The sequence below is a fragment of the Micromonospora sp. MP36 genome, from assembly GCF_008119785.1.
In the GTDB taxonomy this organism is placed as follows: Bacteria; Actinomycetota; Actinomycetes; order Mycobacteriales; family Micromonosporaceae; genus Micromonospora.
On sequence record NZ_VSFA01000251.1, the window covers coordinates 1 to 1,475 of the forward strand.

Below are 1,475 nucleotides of genomic sequence, written 5' to 3' on the forward strand. Positions count from 1 at the left end.
ATGAATACCCGAACCACGCCGCAAGATCCAGGAGACACGCCCTAGTACTCCAACGTCACTTGGCTTCGGCGTTGGGCGTGGCGTGGGCATGAGGACGGCCACCGCGTTGATCATCGATGGTTTGTGAGGACAACCGAAGATCGTGCGGTGGCCGTGTGCCACAGCGTAGACCCCGCCGGGTGGCGGGTCATCCTGGACGAGGCGGTGACGCGTGTCGCTGACCGGTTCGTTCGGGCGGAGCCGCGTGCGACGGCGGTGCAGTTCGTGGAAGGGCTGCTATCGGGCGTGGAACGCAAGACCTGCTGGTCCCTCGCGGAGCGGGCTGGTCACGCTGATCCGCAGGCGATGCAGCGGCTGCTGCGTACGGCGGTGTGGGACGCCGACGCCGTCCGCGATGACCTGCGTGACTGGCTGATCGAGCAGCTCGGCTATCCCGACGCCGTGCTGGTCATTGATGAGACCGGCTTCCTGAAGAAGGGCGTGTGTTCGGTCGGGGTCCAGCGGCAGTACACGGGCACCGCGGGTCGTGTGGAGAACAGCCAGGTCGGGGTGTTCCTGGCCTACGTGTCACCCGCGGGCCGGGCGATGATCGACCGTCGGCTCTACCTACCCGAGACGTCCTGGTGCGATCGCCCTGACCGCCTCGCCGCCGCTGGCGTCCCCGAGGAGGTCGGGTTCGCCACGAAACCGGCCCTGGCCCGGCAGATGATCGCCGCCGCGTTGAACGCAGGTGTGCCCGCCGCATTCGTGACCGGCGACGAGGTCTACGGCGCCGACCCCGGCCTGCGCGACGACCTGGAACACTGCGGGATCGGCTACGTCCTGGCAGTCGGCTGCGACCGACGCGTGCACGTCAACGACGGCCGCACCCTCGTGCGTGTCGACGGCCTCGCCGGGCGGATTCCCACCCGCGAGTGGCAGCTGCACAGTTGCGGGCCGGGAGCGAAGGGACCCCGCGACTACCTGTGGGCCTGGGTCACCACCGCCACCAGCCGGGGTGAGCATCGGTGGCTGCTCATCCGCCGCAATCGGACCACCGGCGAGCTGGCCTTCTACCTGTGCTGGTCGCCTCGCCCGGTGCCGCTGCACACCCTCGTGACCGTGGCCGGCTCCCGGTGGAGCATCGAGGAGTTGTTCCAGACCGGCAAGGGCCAGGTTGGCCTGGACCACTACCAGGTCCGCGGCTGGACCGGCTGGCACCGATTCATCACCCTGGCCATGCTCGCCCTGGCCGTGCTGACCATCCTCGCAGCGCAGCAGTCCGACGTCGACGCGGAGATCATCGCGTTGACCGTCGCCGAGATCCGCCGACTCCTCAACGCCTTCGTCCTCACCCAACCACTCCCACCAGCGCACACCCTGCACTGGTCAACCTGGCGACGAACATCCCAAGCCCGAGCCCGCCGATCCCACTACCAGCGCAGGCTCGGCCACCAAGCCGGCCCGAAGATCAAGTGACGTTGGAGTACTAGCCG

At 68.5% G+C, this 1,475-nt stretch carries 1 protein-coding gene; it reads left to right on the forward strand.

Going from position 1 to position 1,475, the window contains the following annotated elements:
* The first annotated feature begins 204 nt into the window (after positions 1 to 204).
* Positions 205 to 1,458: an IS701 family transposase gene (locus FXF52_RS41005; protein ID WP_148805017.1), complete on the forward strand. Its 1,254-nt coding sequence runs from the start codon at positions 205 to 207 to the stop codon at positions 1,456 to 1,458.
* The last annotated feature ends 17 nt before the right edge of the window (positions 1,459 to 1,475 follow it).